The sequence below is a fragment of the Streptomyces sp. NPDC002104 genome (assembly GCF_053593795.1).
Window position 1 is genome coordinate 50632 of sequence record NZ_JBSFDF010000037.1, and the last position, 22817, is coordinate 73448.

Consider the following 22817-nt stretch of genomic DNA (forward strand, 5'->3'; position numbering starts at 1 on the left):
AGGGGAACTCCGCCCCGCAGGGCCGCCCAGCCGCACGCGGTCGGCGGGCCCCGCGCCGGGACTGCGGTGGCGAACACCCCGACCGGTCACCGCCGGACGGAGTCCGGCGCAGCGACGCGAAGCCGGTGAGGCCCCAGGGGCCGCACCGCGCGAGCGGCGCGTCAAAAAGGAGATCCGCCCGGTATGTGAGGCTTGGGGCATGCGGATTCTGGTCGTCGAAGACGAAGTCAGCCTCGCCGATTCACTGCGGCGCGGCCTCTCCGCCGACGGCCACTGGGTCGACCTCGCCCACGACGGCCACCGCGGCCTGGACCTGGCCCTCACCGGAGGCCCGTACGACGTGGTCCTCCTCGACCTGATGCTCCCCGGCCTCTCGGGCTACGAGATCTGCACCCGGATGCGCTCCCACGGCGTCACCACCCCCGTGCTGATGCTGACCGCCAAGGACGGCGAGTACGACGAGGCCGAGGGGCTGGACTCGGGTGCGGACGACTACCTGACGAAGCCGTTCTCCTTCGTCGTCCTCGCCGCCCGCCTCCGCGCGCTCACCCGCCGCGCCACCGCCACCGCCGCCACCGCCCGGACGGGCGGCGTGCTGCAGGCCGGCGATCTCGTGCTCGACGCCCAGGGCCGCCGCTGCCGCCGGGGCACGCACGAGATCGAGCTGACCTCCCGTGAGCTCGGCGTCCTGGGCTGCCTGATGGAGCAGCCGGGCCGGGCCGTCGCCAAGCAGGACATCCTCGACGAGGTCTGGGACACCCCGCACGGCATCGACCCGAACATCGTCGAGGTCTACGTCTCCTCGCTCCGCCGGAAGATCGACGCCCCCTTCGGGCGCCGCTCGATCCTCACCGTGCACGGCACCGGGTACCGGATGGCCCCCGACGGTGGCTGAGCCCGCACCCCGTCGGATCCGCCGCCTCGGCAGTCTCCGGGCCCGCGCCGCCGCGGCCGCCGCCCTCGCGATGGCCGCCGTGCTGGCCGCCGGCGGGCTGTGGCTGTACACCCTGCTGCGCGCCAACCTCATCGAGAACACCACCGGCCGCACCGAGCTCGCCGCCCGCAAGGTGGCCGCCCAGTACGACACCGGGAGCCTCCCGGCCGGGGCGCGGCTGCCCGCGCCCGAGGGCGGGGTCGACCTGGTCCTCGTACGGAACGCGGCCGGGACCGTCGTGGCCACGACCGGGGACCTGAAGGACACCCCGGAGCTCACGGAGCTGAGCCCCGCGGCCGGCCGGGACATGCGCTCGGCCGTGCTGCCGCCCGCACGCCCCGGCGCGCAGCGGCGCGTGGTGGTCGCCGTGGACGCCCCCGGCCCGCCGGGGGCGCACGACCCGCACACCGTCTACGCCGCGACCGTGCTCGGCGACGTCGACGACGCCAACCGGGCCGTCGCGCTCGGCCTGCTCGCCGGCGCGCCCCCGCTGATCGCCTTCTCGGCGGCCCTCGCCTGGTGGGTGACGGGCCACGCGCTGCGCCCGGTCACCGCGATCCGCACCGGGCTGGCGGCGGTCACCGGGAGCGAGCTGGACCGGCGGGTCCCGGACCCGGGCGGCGCCGACGAGATCGCGCAGCTGGCCCGGACCGTCAACGACACCCTGGACCGGCTGGAGCGCAGCGACGCCCGGCAGCGGCAGTTCACCGCCGACGCCTCGCACGAGCTGCGCAACCCCCTCGCGGCCGTCCGGTCCCGGCTGGAGGTGGCGCTGCGGGACCCCGACCGGGAGTCGGTGGCGGCCGCGCTGGCCGACACCGAGCGGCTGCAGGGCATCGCGGCCGATCTGCTCCTGCTGGCCCGCCTCGACGGCGGGCCCGCGCCGCGCACCGAGCCGGTGGACCTCGCGCTGCTGGCCGCCGAGGACGCGGCGCGGCGCCCCGGGCCCCGGGTTCCGCTCCGGCTGGACGCGCGGGCTCCCGTACCGGCCTCGGGGGATCCGGCGCGGCTGGAGCGGGCGCTGGCGAACCTGGTGGACAACGCCCTGCGGTACGCCCGTACCGGGGTCGTGGTGCGGGCCTTCGCCGAGGACGGCTGGGCGCTGCTGGAGGTCACGGACGACGGGCCGGGCATCCCGGAGGCGGACCGGGACCGGGTCTTCGAGCGGTTCGTACGGCTGGACGCGGACCGGGGCCGGGCCAGCGGCGGCACCGGTCTGGGGCTGGCCATCGCGCGGGAGATCGCCCGGGCGCACGGCGGCGGGGTGCGCGCGCTCCCGGCGCCCGCCGGGGGCGCCCGGCTGGTGCTGCGCGTGCCGGGGCGCCCGCGTTCCTGAAGGCGGTTTCAGGACCCTCAGACTTCTTTCAGCACCGCTCCCCCAGCATCGACAGGCATGAGCGCCCACCGCAGGAAGCCGCGGAAACGACAGCCGCCGATGCCCGTGTCCCGCCGCCGCAGGCTCACCCGCACCCTGCTGGCGTCCGGCTGCGCCCTGCTGGTGCTCGCCGGGGCGGGCGCCTGGTACCTGTACGACGACCTCGCCTCCAGCATCGGCAGCTCCAAGGCCCTGGACGGGGCCGAGAAGTCGGAGCACGGCGATGTGAACATCCTGCTGATGGGTCTGGACAGCCGCCGGGACCAGGACGGCCGGGACCTCCCCCCGGAGGTGCTCGACAAGCTGCACGCGGGCGCGAGCTCCGAGGTCGGCGGCTACAACACCAACACCCTGATCCTGCTGCACGTCCCCGGCGACGGGGGCAGGGCGAAGGCCTTCTCTGTGCCGCGCGACGACTTCGTCGAGCTGCGCGGGGTGCCCGGTTTCACCGGCAAGGCCAAGATCAAGGAGGCGTACGGGCGGGCGAAGGCCGCGACCGAGGACCGGCTCACCGCCCAGGGGGTCAAGGACCGGGGACGGCTGGAGCGCGAGGGGCGCGAGGCGGGCCGCACGGCGGAGATCGACACGGTGCGCACCTTCCTGGGCGTGCCGGTCGACCACTTCGCCGAGCTGAACCTGGCCGGTTTCTACCACCTGGCCGACGCCCTGGGCGGTGTACCGGTGTGCCTGAGGAAGCCGGCGAAGGACGGCTACTCGGGGGCCGACTTCCCGGCGGGGCGCCAGACGTTGGACGGGCAGCAGTCGCTGGCCTTCGTACGGCAGCGGCACGGGCTGGACGGGGGCGACCTGGACCGGACGAGGCGGCAGCAGGCGTTCCTGGCGGGGGCCACCCACAAGCTGAACCAGGCCGGGACCTTCACCGATCCGGTGAAGCTGCTGAAGCTGATCGACTCGGCGAAGCAGGACGTGGTGACCGACCGGGGATGGGACCTGCTGTCGTTCGTGAAGCAGGCGAAGAACCTGTCCGGGGGCAACGTGGAGTTTGTGACCCTTCCCATCGAAGGCTTCGGCCGGAACCATGGCGCCGAGATAAACGTCGTAGACGATATGAAGATAAAGCGGTTCATAGCCGAGCGGATCGGGCCCGGGGCCACTGCGAGCCCGAGCGCGCCTGGCACCGCTCCCTCCTCACCGGGCACGCCCGCCGCACCGCGGAGCTCCGCGGGCTCCGCACCGGCCCCCGCCCCCTCACCGTCCCGGAGCGGCAGCGGAACCCCCGCCATCGACGGCGGCGGCGTCCCGTGCGTGGACTGAAGCCCCTGACCACGGCGGGTGCGCGCCGCCGTACGGAAGCACTGCTGCTGCTCCTGGTCCTCGCGGTGACCATTTCCGGCCACATCGCCGCCGGCCTCGCGATGAACGACGAGCTGCCGGCCGGCCTCACCGGCTTCGTGATCAGCCTGACGCTGCTCGCCCTGGTGGGGCACCTGGCCATCCGCCGGTTCGCGGCGTACGCGGATCCGCTGATCTTCCCGCTGGCCCTGCTGCTGACCGGGCTGGGGCTGGTGCTGCTGCACCGCCTCGACCAGGGATACCTGGAGCGGTACAACTCCCCGGCGACGGCTCCCGGCCAGCTGATGTGGACGGTGGTCGGCGTCGCGGCCTGCATCGCGGTGCTGGCGTTCCTGCGCGACCACCGGCTGCTGCAGCGGTTCATCTACATCACGATGGCCGTGGCGCTGGTGGCGCTGATCGCGCCGGCGTTCTTCGGCGCGGACACCTACGGGGCGAAGCGCTGGATCAAGTTCGGCGGGCTCTCGGTGCAGCCCGGCGAGTTCGTGAAGATCATGATCGCGGTGTTCTTCGCGGGCTATCTGGTGATCCACCGCGACGCCCTCGCCCTGTCGGGCCGCAAGTTCCTCGGCATGCGGCTGCCGCCGATGCGCCAGCTCGGCCCCCTCATCACGGTGTGGATCATCTCGCTGCTCGTGCTGGTCTTCGAGCGCGACCTCGGCACCTCGCTGCTCTTCTTCGGCGTCTTCGTGGTCATGCTCTACGTGGCCACGGAACGCACGAGCTGGATCGTCTGCGGGCTGGTCCTCGCCTCGGCGGGCGCCTTCGTCGTGGGCACCACGGAGCCGCACGTGAAGGCACGCGTGGCCTCCTGGCTGAACCCGCTGTCGTACTACTGGAAGGACCGGCCGCCGGGCGTGGTCTCGGACCAGTCGGCGCAGGCGCTGTTCAGCTTCGGCACGGGCGGCATCTCCGGCACGGGCCTCGGCCTGGGCCATCCCGAGCTGATCAAATTCGCGGGCCGCAGCGACTTCATCCTGACGACGGTGGGCGAGGAGCTCGGCCTGGCCGGGGTCATGGCCGTCCTGATCCTCTACGCGCTCCTCGTGCAGCGCGGGCTGCGGATGGCGCTCGGCGCCCGCGACCCCTTCGGCAAGCTGCTGGCGGTGGGTCTGTCGTCCGCGCTGGCCCTGCAGGTCTTCATCGTGGCGGGCGGCGTCACGGGGCTGATCCCGCTGACGGGCAAGGCCCTGCCGTTCCTGGCCGCGGGCGGTTCGTCCCTGCTGGCCAACTGGATCATGATCGCGCTGCTGCTGCGCATCTCCGACAGCACCGAGCGGCAACGCGAGGCGGACGCCCGGGGCCCGGCGGAAACGACGATCACCCCGGCGATGGCGGCAGCGGGCCCGGGAGCCGGTCCTTAAGGGGCCGGCGGGGGCGTCGGGAGGTCGAGGTAGTCCTCCAGCCGCCCTATCCGGTAGCCCTGCTCCTGTATCCGCTGGAGCATCCGGGTCGCCATCTGGATCTCCGTCGCGCCCTTGAGCTCGGAGGGGCCGCGGAAGTGGGCCAGGATGATGTCACCCGGTTTGAGGGCGGAGCCCTCGGCGTACTGGAAGTTGTTGATCTGCATCGACACCCGCCACAGCAGGAGCTGCGCTATCCCGCACTCGTGCGCGGCCCGCAGGGTGTCGTCGTTGTAGTTGCCGTACGGCGGGCGGAAGCGGGTCGGCTTCGTGCCGAATCGCTTCTCCAGGCGTTCCTGCTGCCCGCATATCTCCTTCTTCTGCGCCTCGAAGGACAGGGTGCGCAGATTCGGGTGCGTCAGCGTGTGGTTGTTCACCGTGCTGCCGGAGCCGTTGTCGCGGAGCTTCTCGAAGTGGCCGTAGTCCGACGAGGCGATGTCGTCCGTCAGGAACATGCTGATCGGCAGCTTCAGATCGGCGGCCATCTTCAGGAACTCGGGGTTCTTCTCCGCGCCGTCGTCGAAGGTCAGGAAGACGACCTTGTCGTCCGCCGGGACGGGTATCCGGTCGATGACCTGGACCCGGCCCGCCTTGGCCGGCGGGATCCGGGGCGGGACGGCGGGCTTGGGCGCGTACTGGAGGGGGCCGCTGAGGCCCCACTTCTTGTACGCCTCGTCCGCCGGTCCCCGGCCCGGGGCGGAGGGGGAGGCCGCCCCCGAGGGCGACGGGGTCACCCCGGCCTCCGTGGTCCTGGGCCCCATCCGTTCGATGGGGTCCGCGCCGTCCCCGCACCCCGTCAGGGACAGCGCGAGCGCGCCGGCCGTCAGCGTTCCGGCCACGAACCGGCGCGCGTGCTTCACAAGTAGTCCTCCAGGCGAGCCACGGCGTACCCCTTGTCCGTGACGGTCTTCATGACATGACGGATCATGTCAGTCATGCTGCCCTTCCAGTCCTCCTTGCCCCGGAAGTGGGTCAGGATGATGTCACCGGGGTGCAGGTCCTTGTCCCACTCCCGCCAGTCCATCCGGTTCGGGAAGGCCTCCTCGTTCCACAGCGGAACGGCCTTGATCCCGCAGGACTTCGCCGCGCGCAGCGTGTCCTCGTTGTAGTTCCCGTACGGCGGGCGGAAGAGCGTGGGGCGCTTGCCGAAGGTCTTCTCGATGGTGTCCTGCTGCCCGCAGATCTCCTCGCGCTGCTTGTCGTAGGAGAGCGCCGGCATGTAGCGGTGGTTGAGCGTGTGGTTGTTGAGGGTGACGCCCGCCGCCTGCATCTCCTTGAAGTACGGGTAGTTGTCCCGCACCAGGTAGTCGCTGAGGAAGGCGGTGTAGGGGAGCTTCAGCTCCTGCATCATCTTCAGGAACTCGGGGTCCTTCTCGGCGCCGTCGTCGATCGTCAGGAAGACGACCTTCTCCTCCGTGGGGACGGTGGTGAAGACGGGGGGCAGCTCGTCCTGGCCCTCGACCTCGAAGCCGTCACGGGTGGTGATCTCCGGCTTCTGCTTCGGCGCCTGCGGGGCGACGAGCGGCGGCTTCTTCAGCCCCCACTTCTTCGCCGCGACGATCCGCGCCTGCTGGAGGGCCTTCAGCTGCTCGGCGTAGCCGCCGAGCGCGCCGGCCGCGCCGGCCTGTTCCCCGGCGGCGCCGGCGGCGGCCTTCGCCTTCGCGGCCTTGTCCGGCGCGTCGGAGCCGCCGGCCGAGCAACCCGTGCCGAGTGCGGCGAGGAGCAGTGCGGCCATCGCGGCCGTACCCAGCCGGCCGCGCGCGACTGCCGCGATCCGGTGACCGTGTAGCGTCTTATGTTCCTTTTGTCGGACTAGCTGCATAGCTGGGGATCCTTACACCCTTCACGCACGCGCCCGGGACGACACCGCGAGGGGAATCCGACCTTCCTCCGAGTGGCCCACGGTGGCCGACAATGGACCCGTGACCCCCGAAGACTTCGCCGCGCTCCTCGCCCCCGAGGGCCACGCCCTCCTCGATTCGCTCCGCGACTACGACCCCGCCCAGGAGCTCGCCGTCGCCACCCGGCTGCGCCGCGAACACCCCGCCCCGCTGGTCTCCGCCGCCCTCGGACAGGCCCGGCTGCGGCAGCGCGCGGTGGCGAAGTTCGGGGCCGAGGACGCCCGGCGGATGTACTTCACCCCCGGCGGCGGGGAGATGGCCACCCGCGCCTCGGTGGCCTCGTACCGCGCCGAGCGGCTCGCCGCCCTGGGCGTACGGAGCCTCGCGGACCTCTGCTGCGGGATCGGCGGCGACGCCCTCGCCCTGGCCCGGCTCGGCATCCGCGTGCTGGCGGTGGACCACGACCCGCTGACCGTCGCCGTGGCCCGCGCCAATGCCGAGGCGCTCGGACTGGCGGACCTGATCGAGGTCCGGGAAGCGGATGTGACGGAGGTCGACACCACGGGCTACGACGCCGTCTTCATCGACCCGGCCCGCCGGGGCGGGCGCGGCCGCATCTTCGACCCGGAGTCCTACTCCCCGCCCCTGTCCTGGGCGATCGCCACCGCCCGCGCCGCCAAGATCGCCGCCATCAAGATCGCGCCCGGCATCCCGCACGAGGCGGTGCCCGCCGAGGCCCAGGCCGAGTGGATCTCCGACCAGGGGGACGTGAAGGAGGCCGTGCTGTGGTTCGGGACGGCCCCGGGCGAGATCCGCGCCACCCTGCTGCCCGGCCCGCGCGCCCTGGCCACCGCCGATCCGCTGCCCGACCCCGAGGCCGGCCCCGTCGGCCGCTACCTCTACGAGCCCGACGGCGCCGTGATCCGCGCCCACCTCGTCGCCGAGGTCGCCGGGCAGCTGGGCGGCCGGCTGATCGACCCGACCATCGCGTACATCACCGCCGACGAGCTGCGCGAGACCCCGTACGCGACCTCGTACGAGATCACCGACGTCCTGCCGTTCGGGCTGAAGAAGCTCAAGGCGCTGCTGCGCGAGCGCGGGGTCGGCATCCTCACCGTGAAGAAGCGCGGCTCCGCGATCGAGCCCGAGGAACTGCGCAGGAAGGTGAAGCCGCAGGGCCCGAACTCCGCCACGGTCTTCCTGACCCGCGTCGCCGGCGCCCCCTCGATGCTGATCGGCTCACCGACGCCCCGCCCCTGACGGCCGGCCGCGTCCCTCGGCCCCGGCCCCCACCCCCGGCCCGAAGACCCGCAGTGCCCAGCGGTAGTGCGCGCCCGCCTTGCCGAGGCCCAGCAGGGCGGTGATCCACAGGATCATGCCGAGGCCCATGGTGTAGGCGACCTCTCCGTAGGTGTCGTCTCCGGGGCTGGCCGTCGCCGCCGAGCCGAAGGTCACCCAGAGTCCGAGCCCGCCCAGGGCGCAGGAGGCCAGCAGCCAGACCAGGCTGCGCCCGGGCGCGCGCACGGTGGCGTCCACGGGCGGGTCCCGGTCCAGTTCCGCCCAGGCGCACAGCAGCCGGCGGACCTGCCGGTCCCGCTTGGCGCCCCAGGCGAACCAGAACCCGGCCGGTATCAGCACGCCCACGCCGAGCACGGCGAAGATCAGGCCGAAGAGGTACGCGAACGGGTCGTGCGTCTCGATGGCCATCAGGGCCATGCCGACGAAGGACCACCCCAGGGCGAAGACCCCCGAGACCGCCCACAGGAGCAGGAGCCGGCCGTACCCCAGGCTGCGCCGCCCGAGCTCCCCCAGGAAACGGGCGCGGTCGGCCCGTACGGCATTCGCGTCGAGCCAGGCGCGCAGGTGCGCGGGAGGGGGCGGCGGCGGCAGGTCACGGCGGGGCATGCGCATGACCATATCCGCACGCCACGCCGTCCGGAGGGCCGCCGAGCGGAGGCTCAGCCTCCGCCGGTCCCCCCGACCTCCACCGATTCGAAGCGCCAGCGGTGCACCGCCCGCGTGATCAAATCGGCCGCCGGCTCCGGGAGTTCGGGCAGATCGGCGCCGATCCCCTCTGCGGTCTCCCACCAGGTGATGACGAGCACCCGGTCCTGAGGGGCGCTGAACACCTCGCGCCGCACCGGGTCTTGGGCCAGGATCCGCGAACGGGCCCACTCCAGCAGCTCGTTGGACCGCCCGGGCACGGCCCGGGCCTCCCACATCAGCGCGACGGTGCTCACGAGTACAGGTTGTCCTTGCTCAGCTCGTGCACGTGGTCGTGATCGTGTGCGTGACCGTGCCCGTGGCCGTGCCCTCCGCCTTCGCCGTCCCCGTGAGAATGGCCGTGGGAATGGCCGGGAACATGCGGGTCGGTCACCGGCAGCGAGGAGTCCGCCGACAGGTCCCAGTCCGAGGGGGCCCGGTTGCGCTTGACCATCTCCGCGCCCAGCGCCGCCACCATCGCGCCGTTGTCCGTGCACAGCTTCGGCCGCGGCACCCGCAGGATGATCCCCGCGTCGTCGCACCGCTCCTGGGCCAGCGAGCGCAGCCGGGAGTTGGCCGCGACGCCGCCGCCGATCATCAGGTGGTCGACGCCCTCGTCCTTGCACGCGCGGATCGCCTTGCGGGTCAGCACGTCCACCACGGCTTCCTGGAAGGAGGCCGCCACATCGCGCACCGGCACGTCCTCGCCCGCCTTGCGCTTCGCCTCGATCCAGCGGGCGACCGAGGTCTTGAGCCCGGAGAAGGAGAAGTCGTACGGGGCGTCGCGCGGCCCGGTCAGCCCGCGCGGGAACGCGATCGCCTTCGGGTCCCCCTCGCGTGCGAGCCGGTCGATGACCGGTCCGCCGGGGAAGCCCAGCTGCAGGACCCGCGCGATCTTGTCGAAGGCCTCGCCCGCCGCGTCGTCGATGGTCGCGCCGAGCGGCCGTACGTCGGAGGTGATGTCGGGGGCCAGCAGCAGCGAGGAGTGCCCGCCGGAGACCAGCAGCGCCATCGTCGGCTCGGGCAGCGGCCCGTGCTCCAGCTGGTCGACGCAGATGTGCGAGGCCAGGTGGTTCACCCCGTAGAGCGGCTTGCCCAGCGCGTACGCGTAGGCCTTCGCCGCGGAGACGCCCACCAGCAGGGCACCGGCGAGGCCGGGGCCGGCGGTGACGGCGATGCCGTCGAGGTCGCGGGCGCTGACCCCGGCCTCCTTCAGGGCGCGCTCGATGGTGGGGACCATCGCCTCCAGGTGCGCGCGGGAGGCCACCTCGGGCACGACCCCACCGAAGCGGGCGTGCTCGTCGACGCTCGACGCGATGGCGTCCGCGAGCAGCGTGGTGCCGCGGACGACGCCGACGCCGGTCTCGTCGCAGGAGGTCTCGATGCCGAGGACGAGCGGTTCGTCAGCCATGGGTCGTCTCACCTTGCAGGGGTACGGAACGTGCGGAGTCGGGGAGTGCGGAATCGAGGTCCGCGAGGTCGGCGGGGTCCGCGAGGTCGGCGGGGTCGGCTGGGTCCGCGGGGGCCGCGGGATCCGCGGGGTCGCTGAGCCGCCGCATCACGAGGGCGTCCACGTTGCCGGGCTGGTAGTAGCCGCGCCGGAAGCCGATCGGCTCGAAGCCGAAGCGGGCGTAGAGCTTCTGGGCCCGGACGTTGTCGACCCGCACCTCCAGCAGCACCTCGGCGCACTCGAAGGCGGTCGCGGCGCGCAGCAGCTCGCTCAGCAGCCGGGCACCGAGCCCGGTGCCCCACTGGTCGCGGGCCGCGGCGATGGTCTGTACGTCGGCCAGGTCACCGGCGGCGGCCAGCCCGGCGTAGCCGACCAGCCGCCCCGCCTCCTCCGCGACGACGTAGCGGCGCGTGGCGCCGGGGCCGCGGGCGTGGGCGAGCTCGGACCAGAACATCCCGGCGGACCAGGCGTCCTCGGGGAACAGCTCGTGCTCCAGCTCCAGCACGGGCTCGATGTCCCACCAGCGCATCTCGCGCAGGACGACCGCCGGGGTGGCTGCTGAGGTGGCTGTCACTTCGGGGTGACCACCTTGTAGTTCTTGGGCACCTCGGCGTCGGGACGGCGCAGGTAGAGCGGGGCCGGCGGCCGCCCGTCGGCGTTCTCGAAGGGCTCCCCCGCCGCGAGCCGCCGCGCGGCCAGGGCGGCCAGGGCCGCGGCGCTCTGGTGCTCGGGGGCCCGCGCGTCGGTGAAGACCTCGGGGTACAGCCGCGCACCCTGCCCGACCGCGGGCAGTCCCGCGACGCGCTCGGCGATGTCGGCCGGCCGGTCCACCGCGGGCTCGCCGGCCCGGGTGCGGGGGTCCTCGTAGCGCGCCCAGTAGACCTCCTTGCGCCGGGCGTCGGTGGCGACGACGAAGGGCCCCTCGATCCCGGCCTCGCCGGCCGCGTAGGCCAGGCCGTCCAGCGTGCACAGCCCGTGGACGGGCACGCCGAGGACGGAGGCGAAGGTGGACGCGGTGACGAGGCCGACGCGCAGCCCCGTGTAGGGGCCGGGGCCCACCCCCACGACGATGCCGGTGACGGCTTCGAGCTTCACCCCCGCCTCGGCGAGGACCTTGTCCACGGAGGGCAGCAGGAGCTCCCCGTGACGGCGGGCGTCGACCTGGTTCGACTCGGCGAGGACGGACTCGCCGTCGTGCAGGGCGACGGTGACGGCGGGCGTGGCGGTATCTACAGCGAGCAAGAGCACGCGAACAGCCTACGACTCCGGGGGCCCCGGCCCTTGCGGCCGGTCTGCGGGCACCCCGGCTGCTACCTTCGGACCAGGTGTCAGGTCGTGATCGTCCGACTGACCGAATTCGACTGACCAAGCGGAGAGGTGGAGCAAGGTGGCACGCAGCAGCTCGGGAATCGTGGCCGGGCTCACCGTCGGGGCGCTCGCCGTCGTCGGCTTCCTCGGCTACCAGGCCTCCGCCTCCGCTCCCGCGCTCCCGCCGAAGGCCGTCGCGCAGAGCCCGGTGCCCGCTCCGAGCGACTCGGGGCCGGCCAAGACCGACCCGGCGAAGGCGACGGCCCTCCCGGCCGGCTCCGGCACCGGGGTCCGCGTCGTGTACGCGCTGAGCGCCAAGCGCGTGTGGCTGGTGGGACCCACCGGGGCACCGAAGTCCTTCACGGTCGTACCGAGCACGGTGCACCCGGTGCCGGGCACCTACACGGTGAGCGGCCGCACGGGCAAGGTGACCGGCTCGGACGGAGTGCCGATCGAGCACGTCGTCCGGTTCGCCAGCCCGCAGGGCGTCACCGTCGGCTTCAGCGCCCGCGTGGACAACACCCTGCCGGCGCCCGATCCGGCCAAGAAGACCGGTGGTGTCCGCATGCTGCGCACCGACGGGGACGCGATGTGGGCCTTCGCGACGATCGGCTCGAAGGTCGTCGTCGTTCCCTGACCGGGCCGGCATGCCCGCCTCGACACGCCGAGTTCACCCGTAAGAGGGACCCCGCCAGCGGTGCGGCGGTCTCCGGGTCAGGCCGCTTCACGGCGCTTCAGGCCGCTTCGGACTCCGCGGCGGCCTGGGCACAACCCTCCGCACCCCCGCCGCCCGCCGCCCCTTCCCGTACGGGACCGGGCTCCGGGGCGTGCTCGCGCGCGGGCGGCGTCGACACGGCGCTGGCGGCCGCGCCCGCGGCGAGCAGCGCCCCCATGGACACGGCGGACGGACGGGGTACGCCCGCTGCTCCTCTTGCCGACATGGCTGCCTCCTGGCCGGGGCCGGCCCGTACTTAGGTACGCCTAACCAGCCCTCGGTACCATGTGACCACGCGCCCCACCGCCCGCGCAATATCTTCCCGACGACTTGTCGGAACGTTTCCCGCGGCGCCGCACCGCGCCTACTCCGGCGACAGGACTCCCGCGAGGCTCTCCAGGCCCGCCCCGGCGGACCAGCGGGGGCCGATCCCGCGGACCAGGACCTCGCGCACGTCGTCGAGGACCTCCTCGTGACCGACCGCCCGTTGGATCACCACGTGCAGCCGGTCGTCGGACAGCTCCTCGACCTTGCCGTCGCCCCACTCCACGACGACGACGGACTCGGGCAGCGAGACGTCGAGGTCCAGGTCCTCCATCTCGTCCAGGCCGCCGCCCAGCCGGTACGCGTCCACGTGCACCAGCGCCGGACCGCCGGTCAGCGAGGGGTGGACCCGGGCGATCACGAAGGTCGGCGAGGTCACGGCCCCGCGCACGCCCAGGCCCTCGCCGAGGCCGCGGGTCAGGGTGGTCTTCCCGGCGCCGAGCTCCCCCGTCAGCAGGACGAGGTCTCCGGGGCGCAGCAGGGCGGCGATCCGGCGCCCGAGGTCCTGCATGGCGTCGGGCGAGCCGACGGTGACGTGCGTTTCCGAGTCAGGTACTTCTTCCATGCCCGCCAACGTTAGCCGCTGCGGGCACCGTCCCGGTGCGCGCGAGGAGCTCGGTGAGCAGCCGGTTCACGGTGTCCGGCTGCTCCAGCATCATCAGGTGCCCGGCGCCTTCCAGGACGACCAGCTCCGCGGAGGGCACCGCCTCCTTGATGGCCTCGCTGTGATCGGGCGGGGTGACCATGTCACCGGCCCCGGCGATGATCGTGACGGGCAGGTCCGCGAACCGCTGGAGGGCGGCCGTCTTGTCGTGCGACTGGAAGGCCGGGTAGAACTCGGCGACCACGTCGATGGGCGTGGCCTCGATGAGCCGTTCGGCGAAGCGGGAGACGCCCGGATCGACGTCGCGCGAGGCGAAGGAGTACATCTTGACCATGCCGGCGAACAGATCCGCGGTGGCCCGCCGGCCCTTCTCCACCAGCTCCACCTGGGAGCCCAGCGCCTTGAGCACCCCGGGCAGCAGGCGCCGCACGGTCGAGAAGCCCAGGGCGGGCAGCCCGTACGTGACCTCGTCCAGCCGGCCGCTGGAGGTGCCGACCAGCGCCACCCCGGCCACCCGGTCGCGGAAGAGCTCGGGACACTCCTGGGCCAGGCCCATGATGGTCATCCCGCCCATCGAATGGCCGACCAGGACCAGCGGGCCCTCGGGGGCTGCGGCGTCGATGACGGCCTTGAGGTCGCGGCCGAGCTGTTCGAAGGTGACCGGCTCGCCCGCGGCCTGGGAGAGGCCGCGCGCGCTGCGGCCGTGGCTGCGCTGGTCCCAGTAGACGGCCCGGACCAGGCCGCGCAGGGCGAGGCGCTGGAAGTGCCAGGAGTCCTGGGAGAGGCAGTAGCCGTGGCAGAACACCACGGTCGGACGGCGCGGGGCCTTGCGCAGCAGCCGGCGCCGCCGGCCCTCCTCGGGCAGCTCGTCGACCTCGTAGTAGAGCGCGGTGCCGTCCTCGGCCCGCGCGGTGCCGGGGGCACCGCGCAGGGCTCCGAAGTCCGCGGTCGCGTCGAGCGCGAGGCGCGCCTTCATGCGCATGCCCCGGCCGACGGTGATCCGCTCGACCGCGACCCCGGCCGCCGCACCGGCGGCTATCACGCCAATGGCGGCGCCGGCCCAGCCCGCCTTGCGCCAGTTCTCACTCACGCCGCCACCCCTTGCTCACTCAGCCGCCCCGGTACACGCGGGGGACCCGGCTCCCGATACGGGTGACGATCTCATAGGCGATCGTATGCGCCGCTTGAGCCCAGTCCTCGGCGGTGGGTTCACCGCGCTCCGCGTCCCCGAAGAGGACGGCCTCGTCGCCGGCGCGGGCCTCGTCACCGTCCAGGTCGACCACGAACTGGTCCATGGCGACGCGCCCGGCGACGGTACGGATGCGGCCGCCGACGAGCACCGGTCCGAGGCCGGAGGCCTGCCGCGGGACGCCGTCGGCGTAACCCGCCGGGATCAGCGCGAGGCTGGTCTCCCGCTCGGTGACGTAGTGGTGCCCGTAGCTGACGCCGTGCCCGGCCGGGACGGCCTTGACCAGCGCGACGGTGGCCTTGAGCGCCATCGCGGGCCGCAGGCCGAGCTGGGCGGGGGTGCCGAGCTCGGGCGCGGGCGAGACCCCGTAGACGGCCAGGCCGCAGCGGACGAGGTCGAAGTGGGACTCGGGGAGGGTGAGCGTGGCCGGGGAGTTGGCGATGTGCCGGACCTCGGGCTCGACGCCCTCCTTCTCCGCGTAGGCGAGCATGTCGCGGAAGGCGGCCAGCTGGAGCTGGACGGAGGGGTGGCCGGGCTCGTCGGCGCAGGCGAAGTGCGACCAGACGCCGGTGACGCGGACGGTCCCCTCGGACTGGGCGGCGACGGCCTCGGTGACCAGGGCCTCCCAGTCGGCGGGCTGGCAGCCGTTGCGGCCGAGGCCCGTGTCGGCCTTGAGCTGGATCCTGGCCGTCCGTCCGGCGGCGCGGGCGGCCGCCCGTACCTCGTCCAGGGCCCACATCCCGCTGACGGAGACGTCGATACCGGCCTCGATGGCCTCCCGCCAGGGTCCGCCGGGCGTCCACAGCCAGCACAGGACGGGCCCTTCGAGCCCGGCGGCGCGCAGCGCGAGGGCCTCCTCGGGCGTGGCGGTCCCGAGCCAGCTCGCACCCGCCTCCTGGGCGGCCCTGGCGCAGGCCACGGCCCCGTGCCCGTAGGCGTCCGCCTTGACGACGGCCATCAGGGCGGAGCGGGGTGCCCGCTCGCGCAGGGCCCGTACGTTCGCCCGGACGGCGTCAAGATCGATCTCGGCGTACACGCGCGCGGCTGTCTCGTTCATCCCCCACAGTCTCTCAGAGCCCCGCCGGACAGGCCGAACAGGCGGGGGCCATGTCCTGCCCGGCCCGGGCACCCTGCCGACGCCGCCCTCGGGCCCCGCCCGGTCACACGGCCCGCACCGAGCCACCCAGCCGGCCACATCCAGCCCCGCCACCGCCTGCGGCGGAGCGGTGGCCCGGGGACCGGGGGCGGAGCCCCCGGCGACGGGGCCGCACGCTCGGGCCCGAACCCGCCGCCACCGGACGTGCGGACCACCGGCCCGCACCCGGGGCCCCGGCGACGGGGCCGCACCCGGCCACGGCCGAGCACCAGGGCGCCCCGGGTTCAACTAGCGGCCAGTGACATCGCGCCACGCCCGCGGCAGGGCCTCGGCGATCTCGTGGGCCAGGAGGGGGCCGCCCGTGAGGCGGGCCGCCAGGCCGTGGAGGTACGCCGCCACCGGCCCGGCGTCCGCGGCGGGCAGTCCGGCCGCCAGCAGGGACCCCGCCAGCCCGGACAGCACGTCCCCGCTCCCGGCGGTGGCCAGCCACGGGGTCCCGGTGGGGTTCACCCGGACGGGGCCGCGCCCGGCCGGGGCGATCAGGGTCGTCGACCCCTTCAGCAGCGCCACCGCCCCGTACCGCTCGGCGAGCGCCCGGACGGCCTCCAGCCGCCCCGCCTCGACCGTCTCCCGCGAGAGCCCCAGCAGCGCCGCCGCCTCCCCCGCGTGCGGGGTCAGCAGGGTCGGGGCCGCCCGGGCCCGCAGCTCCCCGGGGTCCAGCCCGCGCAGCCCGTCCGCGTCCACCAGCACCGGCACCGGCTGCGACAGCGCCTCCCGCACCTCCTCGGCGCCCTCGTCGCCCAGTCCCGGCCCGACCACCCAGGCCTGCACCCGGCCGGTCCCGATCAGCGTCTCCGGGTACCGGGCCAGTACGGCGTCCGCCGCCGCGGGCGGCCCCACGTAGCGCACCGCGCCCGCGCCGCCCCGCAGCGCCCCCGCCACGGCGAGCACGGCGGCGCCCGGGTAGCGCGCGGAGCCGGCGACGATCCCGAGCACGCCGCGCCGGTACTTGTCGCTCGACGCCGTCGGCTCCGGCAGCAGTCCCGCCACGTCGGCGTGCTGCAGGGCCTGCAGCTCGGGGGTCCCGAAGGCCAGCCCGATGTCCACCAGGTGCAGGGCGCCCGCCCGCGAGGCCCCCGGGTCGATCAGCAGCCCCGGCTTGTACGCCCCGAAGGTCACCGTCACGTCCGCCGCCACGGCCGCTCCGGCCACCTCCCCGGTGTCCGCGTCCACCCCGCTCGGCAGGTCCACCGCGACCACCACCGCGCCCGCCGGGATCCGTGCCGCCAGCGCGGCCGCGGCCGGCCGCAGCGGGCCCCGGCCGCCGATGCCGACCAGCCCGTCGAGCACCAGGTCGGCCCGCTCGGGCACGGCCGTCTCCAGGCGTCCGCCGGCGGCCCGCAGCGCGGCCAGTCCGCCCGCGTGCACCCGGGCGGGATCCATCGCGACGGCCGTCACCCCCGCCCCGCGCCGGGCCAGCTTCGCGCCCGCGTACAGGGCGTCGCCGCCGTTGTCCCCCGGGCCGACCAGCAGCACCACGCGGGCCCCGTACACGCGGGGCAGCAACCGCACGCAGACGGCGGCCAGTCCGGCCGCCGCCCGCTGCATCAGGGTGCCTTCGGGCAGCCGGGCCATCAGCTCGCGCTCGGCGGCCCGTACGGTCTCCACGCTGTAAGCAGTACGCATGCCACCAGCCTGCCCCACGCGGGCCCCTACCCCTCGGCGATCACCACCGCGGAGGCGACGCCCGCGTCGTGGCTGAGCGAGATGTGCCAGGACTTCACGCCCAGCGCCAGCGCCCGCGCCTCCACCGTCCCCGACACCCGCAGCCGCGGCTGCCCGCTGGCCTCCACGTACACCTCGGCGTCGGTCCACAGCAGCCCGGCGGGCGCGCCGAGCGCCTTGGCGAGCGCCTCCTTGGCCGCGAACCGGGCGGCGAGCGAGGCGGTTCCGCGCCGCTCGCCGCCCGGCAGGGTCAGCTCGGCGTCGCGGAACAGCCGCCCGGCCAGGCCCGGCGTGCGCTCCAGGGCGGCTCCGAACCGCTCGATCTCCGCCACATCGATTCCCACGCCGATAATCACAACACCCGCTCCAGCCCAGCCAACTACTCCACGGTCACCGACTTGGCGAGGTTACGCGGCTGGTCCACCTCGTTCCCGCGCGCCGTCGCCAGCTCGCACGCGAACACCTGCAGCGGCACGGTGGCCACGAGCGGCTGGAGCAGCGTGGGGGTGGCCGGGATGCGGATGAGGTGGTCGGCGTACGGGACCACCGCCTCGTCCCCCTCCTCGGCGATCACGATGGTCCGCGCCCCGCGCGCCCGGATCTCCTGGATGTTCGACACGATCTTGTCGTGCAGCACCGAGCGCCCGCGCGGCGACGGTACGACGACCACGACCGGCAGGTCCTTCTCGATGAGCGCGATCGGCCCGTGCTTGAGCTCGCCCGCCGCGAAGCCCTCCGCGTGCATGTACGCCAGCTCCTTGAGCTTGAGCGCCCCCTCCAGCGCCACCGGGTAGCCGACGTGCCGCCCCAGGAACAGCACGGTGTTCTTGTCCGCGAGCGAGCGCGCCAGCTCCCGTACCGGCTCCATGGTCTCCAGTACGGTGTCCACCGCCGCGGCGATGTCCGACAGCTCCCGGATCACCGACCGGATCTCGTCGCCCCACTTCGTGCCCCGGACCTGCCCGAGGTAGAGGGCGACCAGATAGCAGGCCACGAGCTGCGTCAGGAACGCCTTCGTCGAGGCGACGGCCACCTCGGGCCCGGCGTGCGTGTACAGCACGGCGTCCGACTCGCGCGGGATCGTCGAGCCGTTCGTGTTGCAGACCGCCAGCACCTTGGCGCCCTGCTCGCGGGCGTGGCGCAGCGCCATCAGGGTGTCCATCGTCTCGCCGGACTGCGAGATCGCGATGACCAGCGTCCGCTGGTCCAGGATCGGGTCGCGGTAGCGGAACTCGCTGGCCAGCTCCGTCTCGCACGGGATGCGCGTCCAGTGCTCGATGGCCAGCTTCGCGATCATGCCCGCGTGGTAGGCCGTACCGCACGCCACGATCACGACCTTGTCGACCTCGCGCAGCACCGAGTCGGGGATGCGCACCTCGTCGAGGGTCAGCAGGCCGTTCGCGTCGATCCGGCCCAGGAGGGTGTCGGCGACGGCCTTCGGCTGCTCGGCGATCTCCTTGAGCATGAAGTAGTCGTAGCCGCCCTTCTCGGCCGCGGAGGCGTCCCAGTCCACGTGGTAGGCCCGCACGTCCGCGGCCGTGCCGTCGAAGTTGGTCACCGTGACCCCGTCCCGGCGCAGCTCGACGACCTGGTCCTGGCCCAGCTCGATCGCGGAGCGGGTGTGGGCGATGAAGGCGGCCACGTCGGAGGCGAGGAAGTTCTCGTCCTCCCCCACGCCGACCACGAGCGGGGAGTTGCGGCGCGCGCCGACCACCACGTCCGGCTGGTCCGCGTGCACGGCGACCAGCGTGAAGGCCCCGTCGAGCCGCCGGCACACCTGCCGCATCGCCTCCGCCAGGTCCCCGCCGGCGCCCTCGAACCGCTCGGCCAGCAGGTGCGCCACGACCTCGGTGTCCGTCTCGGACTCCAGCCGGTGCCCGCGCTCGGCGAGCTCGGCCCGCAGCGCGGCGAAGTTCTCGATGATCCCGTTGTGCACGACGGCCACGCGCCCCGAATTGTCGAGGTGCGGGTGGGCGTTGACGTCGGTGGGCCCCCCATGGGTGGCCCACCGGGTGTGTCCGAGCCCGGTGGAACCGGCCGGCAGTGGGTGCCCGACCAGCTCCTTCTCCAGATTGACCAGCTTGCCGGCCTTCTTGACGGCGGCGAGTTCCCCGTCGGCGAGCACGGCGACACCCGCCGAGTCGTAGCCGCGGTACTCCAGCCGCTTGAGTCCGGCAATGACCACATCGAGCGCCGACTGCGCTCCCACGTAACCCACGATTCCGCACATAAGCCGCAGGGTACGCCGTAGTTGGCCGTCTGCCCGGTACCTGAACCGGACGAAAAACCCCGCCCCGGCGAATGCGCCGGGGCGGGGCCGTCGAGCGTTCTGCCGAACGGTCAGCCGAGCTTCTTCAGCTGCGCGGCGACGACCGCGGTCGGCTGCTCGGCCACGCCGCCCAGGCTGATCGCGGAGAAGGTGGCGAGGGTGTTGCCCTTGCGCACGACCACCAGCTGGGTCGTGAACGGCTCGCCGTCGGCGTCACCCACCACGGTGTAGGCGAGGGCCTCGTCGCCGCCGGTCACGGGCGCTGCCGGGGTCAGCTTGGTGATCTTGCCGGACTCGCCGCCCTGGTCGGCCGTGTAGCCGCCGGCGCACGGCGCGGCCGCGCTCTTGAGCTGCCCGAAGGCCTCGGCCGCGCCCTTCCCGTCGTACGACTGCAGGGTGACGGAGGTGGCGGTCGCCTTGAGGGCGTCCATCGCCGCCTTCACCTTCTCCTCGGGGCTGGCGCCCGCTGCCGGCTCCTTGCCCTTGGCCACGACGGCGATCCGCGCGATGCCGGAGGCGGTACCGATGGCCGCCGTGGACTGGGCCTTGACCAGCGGCACGCACTCGGGCTTGTCGCTCTTGGAGGCCTCGCCCCCCTTGGCGTCCTCCGCCGAGACGGGCTTGAGGACGTGGTCGGCCAGGTCGGCCTGGGCGACGAGCAGGGGCGCCAGCTCCGCGTCGGACTTGCCCTTGGCGGACTGTGCGGCCGGAGCGGAGGCGGACGAGGAAGCAGGTCCGGACGCCTTCGCGTCGCCCTTGTCGGAGGCGCCGCACGCGGTGGCGAGCAGCGCCAGGGACGCGGCGGATGCGGACAGGACGGTACGACGGAGCAGCGCGTTGCGCACGATGGTTCCCCCCACGGGACAAATCGGAAAAGGGCAGCCGAGGCGTCCCGGTACCGGGATCGGCGTCTTGGGCTGCGGTGATCCACACCGTACGGGGTCCCACTGACAGCACCCCACCGATTAACCGGCCACCTCACGCATCGTGATGCCGCCGAGACCCCACGTCCCTCCAATCGATACCGCCCCCCGTACAACCCCGCCCACCCCGTGCCATAAGACCCCGCTCCACGTGACCGACCACACCACCCACTGCGGCCCGCGACCCGTGACAATGGCCGTGTGATCTCTTCGCCGCCACGAAGCACGCCGGACCGCGCAACGGAGCGCCCCGACGGATCGGAGGACCCTGCACAGAGCCAGCAGGCCCAGCCGACCCAGCACCCCGACCACGCCGCGCACCCCACGCGCCGCCGGGGCCACGAGGCCTCCCCCTACGTCGACCTGACCAGAGCCGAGTGGAGCGCGCTGCGCGAGCGCACCCCGCTCCCGCTGACGGCCGACGAGGTCGAGCGGCTGCGCGGACTGGGCGACGTCATCGACCTCGACGAGGTCCGCGACGTCTACCTGCCGCTCTCCCGCCTGCTCAACCTGTACGTCGGCGCCACCAGCAACCTGCGCGGCACCCTCAACACCTTCCTCGGCGACGCGGGCAACGGCCACGGCGCCCAGACGGGCACCCCCTTCGTCATAGGGGTCGCCGGCTCGGTCGCCGTGGGCAAGTCCACCGTGGCCCGTCTCCTCCAGGCCCTGCTGGCCCGCTGGCCGGAGCACCCGCGCGTGGAGCTGGTCACCACCGACGGCTTCCTCTACCCGATGAAGGAGCTGGAGCGGCGCGGCCTGACCGCCCGCAAGGGCTTCCCGGAGTCCTACGACCGCCGCGCGCTGACCCGTTTCGTCGCCGACATCAAGGCGGGCAAGGACGAGGTCACGGCACCGGTCTACTCCCACCTGATCTACGACATCGTCCCCGACGAGCGGCTCGTCGTACGCCGTCCCGACATCCTGATCGTCGAGGGGCTCAACGTCCTGCAGCCCGCCATGCCCGGCAAGGACGGCCGCACCCGGGTCGGCCTCGCCGACTACTTCGACTTCAGCGTGTACGTGGACGCCCGCCCCGAGGACATCGAGCGCTGGTACCTCAACCGGTTCCGCAAGCTGCGCGAGACCGCGTTCCAGAACCCCTTCTCCTACTTCCGCAAGTACACCCAGGTCTCCGAGGAGGAGGCGCTGGAGTACGCGCAGACGATGTGGCGGACCATCAACAAGCCCAACCTGCTGGAGAACGTGGCCCCCACCCGCGGCCGCGCCACGCTCGTCGTCCGCAAGGGCCCGGACCACAAGGTGCAGAAGCTGAGCCTGCGCAAGCTCTGAGCGCCACGGGAAACCTCGGGCGTTCGCGGGCCGCCGCCGGAGGCTAGGGTGCGGCCATGCTGCATCTACGGATGATCATTCCGTCGGACCGGACCGACGCCGTGGTCCGGATCGTCGAGGGGACGGTCGGCACCACCCATCTGGCCGTGCTGCCCGGCGCCGCCCGCATCCCGGCGGGCGACATCGTGCTGTGCGACGTCGCCCGCGAGGCGGGCGACGAGCTCCTGCAGGAGCTCCGGGCGCTCGGCATCGACAAGGACGGCTCGATCGCCGTCGAGAACATCGACCTCTCCCTGTCGGACCGCGCCGACCGGGCCGAGGAGGAGGCTCCGGGCGAGGCCGCCGACGCCGTCCTGTGGGAGCAGTTGAGCGAGGCGACCCACGAAGAGTCCACCCTCAGCATCACCTACAGCGCCTTCATGATCGTCGCGACGATGATCGCCGCCTGCGGTGTGGTCCTCGACAACGCCATCCTGATCGTGGGCGCGATGGCCGTCGGCCCGGAGTTCGGCCCGCTCGCCGGCGTCTGCACCGGCCTGGTGCAGCGCACCCCCAGACTGGCCGCGCGCTCGCTGATCGCCCTGCTCGTGGGCTTCGCCGCCGCGATGGTCGCCACCACCGCCTTCAGCCTGGCCATGGACGCCCTCGGGCTGTTCCACCACGACATGCTCGACAAGCCCCGCCCCAACACCAGCTTCATCTGGCAGCCGGACCTGTTCTCGTTCGTCGTCGCGGTACTCGCCGGCATCGCCGGGGTGCTCTCCCTGACCTCGGCGAAGTCCGGCGCCCTGGTCGGCGTCGCGATCTCGGTGACCACCGTCCCGGCGGCCGCCAACGCGGCCGTCGCGCTCGGCTACGGCGAGTTCGCCCAGATGTCGGGCTCCATCAAGCAGCTGCTGCTGAACCTCTTCGGCATCATGCTGGCCGGTGTCCTGACCCTGCTCGCCCAGAAGCTCCTGTGGCGCACCCAGCGGGGCCGCTTCCGCGCCTGCTTCCGAGCCCGGCTCGGCGCCCGGTTCGGCGCTCGCCTCCGAGCCCGGCTCGGCGCCCGGGTCGGCGCCCGCCTCCGCG

At 73.5% G+C, this 22817-nt stretch carries 23 protein-coding genes; 8 read left to right on the forward strand and 15 right to left on the reverse strand.

What is annotated here, in order from left to right:
• Window positions 1–199 precede the first annotated feature (199 nt).
• The 4 genes from ACWCP2_RS26915 to ACWCP2_RS26930 are packed head-to-tail and all read left to right on the forward strand — an operon-like array spanning window position 200 to window position 4987.
• Window positions 200–895 (forward strand): response regulator transcription factor, encoded by a 696-nt coding sequence (locus ACWCP2_RS26915; protein ID WP_450911158.1) that lies wholly within the window; start codon window positions 200–202, stop codon window positions 893–895.
• Window positions 888–2270: a sensor histidine kinase gene (locus tag ACWCP2_RS26920; RefSeq protein WP_450911159.1), complete on the forward strand. Its 1383-nt coding sequence runs from the start codon at window positions 888–890 to the stop codon at window positions 2268–2270. The genes ACWCP2_RS26915 and ACWCP2_RS26920 overlap by 8 nt, the downstream gene beginning before the upstream one ends.
• A 57-nt stretch (window positions 2271–2327) precedes the next feature.
• Window positions 2328–3584 carry an LCP family protein gene (locus ACWCP2_RS26925; protein WP_450911160.1) on the forward strand — a complete coding sequence of 419 codons (1257 nt, stop codon included), beginning with the start codon at window positions 2328–2330 and terminating at the stop codon, window positions 3582–3584.
• Window positions 3572–4987, forward strand: a complete 1416-nt coding sequence (locus ACWCP2_RS26930) for an FtsW/RodA/SpoVE family cell cycle protein (protein ID WP_450911161.1) — start codon at window positions 3572–3574, stop codon at window positions 4985–4987. The genes ACWCP2_RS26925 and ACWCP2_RS26930 overlap by 13 nt, the downstream gene beginning before the upstream one ends.
• On the opposite strand, the gene ACWCP2_RS26935 is transcribed toward ACWCP2_RS26930, so the two are convergent.
• Window positions 4984–5886 carry a polysaccharide deacetylase family protein gene (locus ACWCP2_RS26935; protein WP_450911162.1) on the reverse strand — a complete coding sequence of 301 codons (903 nt, stop codon included), beginning with the start codon at window positions 5884–5886 and terminating at the stop codon, window positions 4984–4986. The genes ACWCP2_RS26930 and ACWCP2_RS26935 overlap by 4 nt on opposite strands.
• A complete protein-coding gene (locus ACWCP2_RS26940; protein ID WP_450911163.1) occupies window positions 5883–6848 on the reverse strand; it encodes a polysaccharide deacetylase family protein in 966 nt (321 codons plus the stop codon). The genes ACWCP2_RS26935 and ACWCP2_RS26940 overlap by 4 nt, the downstream gene beginning before the upstream one ends.
• A 100-nt stretch (window positions 6849–6948) precedes the next feature.
• On the opposite strand from ACWCP2_RS26940, the gene ACWCP2_RS26945 reads away from it, so the two are divergent.
• Window positions 6949–8127 carry a class I SAM-dependent methyltransferase gene (locus ACWCP2_RS26945; protein WP_450911164.1) on the forward strand — a complete coding sequence of 393 codons (1179 nt, stop codon included), beginning with the start codon at window positions 6949–6951 and terminating at the stop codon, window positions 8125–8127.
• Here the strand turns inward: ACWCP2_RS26945 and ACWCP2_RS26950 are convergent.
• The 5 genes from ACWCP2_RS26950 to tsaB are packed head-to-tail and all read right to left on the reverse strand — an operon-like array spanning window position 8107 to window position 11548.
• Window positions 8107–8772 carry a hypothetical protein gene (locus ACWCP2_RS26950; RefSeq protein ID WP_450911165.1) on the reverse strand — a complete coding sequence of 222 codons (666 nt, stop codon included), beginning with the start codon at window positions 8770–8772 and terminating at the stop codon, window positions 8107–8109. The two genes, ACWCP2_RS26945 and ACWCP2_RS26950, sit on opposite strands and share 21 nt — an antisense overlap.
• 53 nt (window positions 8773–8825) lie before the next feature.
• Window positions 8826–9107, reverse strand: coding sequence for a hypothetical protein (locus ACWCP2_RS26955; protein WP_450911166.1), 282 nt, complete (start codon window positions 9105–9107; stop codon window positions 8826–8828).
• Window positions 9104–10261 (reverse strand): tRNA (adenosine(37)-N6)-threonylcarbamoyltransferase complex transferase subunit TsaD, encoded by a 1158-nt coding sequence (gene tsaD, locus ACWCP2_RS26960; protein WP_450911167.1) that lies wholly within the window; start codon window positions 10259–10261, stop codon window positions 9104–9106. The genes ACWCP2_RS26955 and tsaD overlap by 4 nt, the downstream gene beginning before the upstream one ends.
• Complete coding sequence (rimI, locus tag ACWCP2_RS26965) at window positions 10254–10874, reverse strand: ribosomal protein S18-alanine N-acetyltransferase (RefSeq protein WP_450911168.1); 621 nt, start codon at window positions 10872–10874, stop codon at window positions 10254–10256. Before rimI ends, tsaD begins: the two co-directional genes overlap by 8 nt.
• A complete protein-coding gene (gene tsaB / locus ACWCP2_RS26970; RefSeq protein WP_450911169.1) occupies window positions 10871–11548 on the reverse strand; it encodes a tRNA (adenosine(37)-N6)-threonylcarbamoyltransferase complex dimerization subunit type 1 TsaB in 678 nt (225 codons plus the stop codon). Before tsaB ends, rimI begins: the two co-directional genes overlap by 4 nt.
• Window positions 11549–11687: 139 nt before the next feature.
• Here tsaB and ACWCP2_RS26975 point away from each other — a divergent pair, with 139 nt between their 5' ends.
• Complete coding sequence (locus tag ACWCP2_RS26975) at window positions 11688–12245, forward strand: hypothetical protein (RefSeq protein ID WP_450911170.1); 558 nt, start codon at window positions 11688–11690, stop codon at window positions 12243–12245.
• Between the two features lie 97 nt (window positions 12246–12342).
• Here ACWCP2_RS26975 and ACWCP2_RS26980 read toward each other — a convergent pair whose 3' ends face one another.
• From ACWCP2_RS26980 to ACWCP2_RS27015, 8 genes are all read right to left on the reverse strand, one after another.
• A complete protein-coding gene (locus tag ACWCP2_RS26980) occupies window positions 12343–12549 on the reverse strand; it encodes a hypothetical protein (protein ID WP_450911171.1) in 207 nt (68 codons plus the stop codon).
• Between the two features lie 138 nt (window positions 12550–12687).
• Entirely contained in the window at window positions 12688–13212 is a 525-nt protein-coding gene (tsaE, locus tag ACWCP2_RS26985; protein ID WP_450911172.1) for a tRNA (adenosine(37)-N6)-threonylcarbamoyltransferase complex ATPase subunit type 1 TsaE, read from the reverse strand.
• Window positions 13196–14341: an alpha/beta fold hydrolase gene (locus tag ACWCP2_RS26990; protein ID WP_450911173.1), complete on the reverse strand. Its 1146-nt coding sequence runs from the start codon at window positions 14339–14341 to the stop codon at window positions 13196–13198. Before ACWCP2_RS26990 ends, tsaE begins: the two co-directional genes overlap by 17 nt.
• A 19-nt stretch (window positions 14342–14360) precedes the next feature.
• Window positions 14361–15497, reverse strand: coding sequence for an alanine racemase (gene alr / locus ACWCP2_RS26995; protein WP_450911174.1), 1137 nt, complete (start codon window positions 15495–15497; stop codon window positions 14361–14363).
• Between the two features lie 327 nt (window positions 15498–15824).
• Window positions 15825–17222, reverse strand: a complete 1398-nt coding sequence (locus tag ACWCP2_RS27000) for an NAD(P)H-hydrate dehydratase (RefSeq protein WP_450911175.1) — start codon at window positions 17220–17222, stop codon at window positions 15825–15827.
• Window positions 17223–17248: 26 nt separating this feature from the next.
• Complete coding sequence (locus ACWCP2_RS27005; protein ID WP_450911176.1) at window positions 17249–17617, reverse strand: holo-ACP synthase; 369 nt, start codon at window positions 17615–17617, stop codon at window positions 17249–17251.
• 23 nt (window positions 17618–17640) lie between these two features.
• On the reverse strand, window positions 17641–19491 hold the full coding sequence (glmS, locus tag ACWCP2_RS27010) for a glutamine--fructose-6-phosphate transaminase (isomerizing) (protein WP_450911177.1): 1851 nt from the start codon (window positions 19489–19491) through the stop codon (window positions 17641–17643).
• A gap of 110 nt (window positions 19492–19601) precedes the next feature.
• Entirely contained in the window at window positions 19602–20390 is a 789-nt protein-coding gene (locus ACWCP2_RS27015; RefSeq protein ID WP_450911178.1) for a hypothetical protein, read from the reverse strand.
• A gap of 426 nt (window positions 20391–20816) precedes the next feature.
• On the opposite strand from ACWCP2_RS27015, the gene coaA reads away from it, so the two are divergent.
• Window positions 20817–21746 (forward strand): type I pantothenate kinase, encoded by a 930-nt coding sequence (coaA, locus tag ACWCP2_RS27020; protein WP_450911181.1) that lies wholly within the window; start codon window positions 20817–20819, stop codon window positions 21744–21746.
• A gap of 56 nt (window positions 21747–21802) precedes the next feature.
• Window positions 21803–22817: DUF389 domain-containing protein (locus ACWCP2_RS27025; protein WP_450911179.1), on the forward strand; the 1015-nt coding region annotated here is incomplete at its 3' end.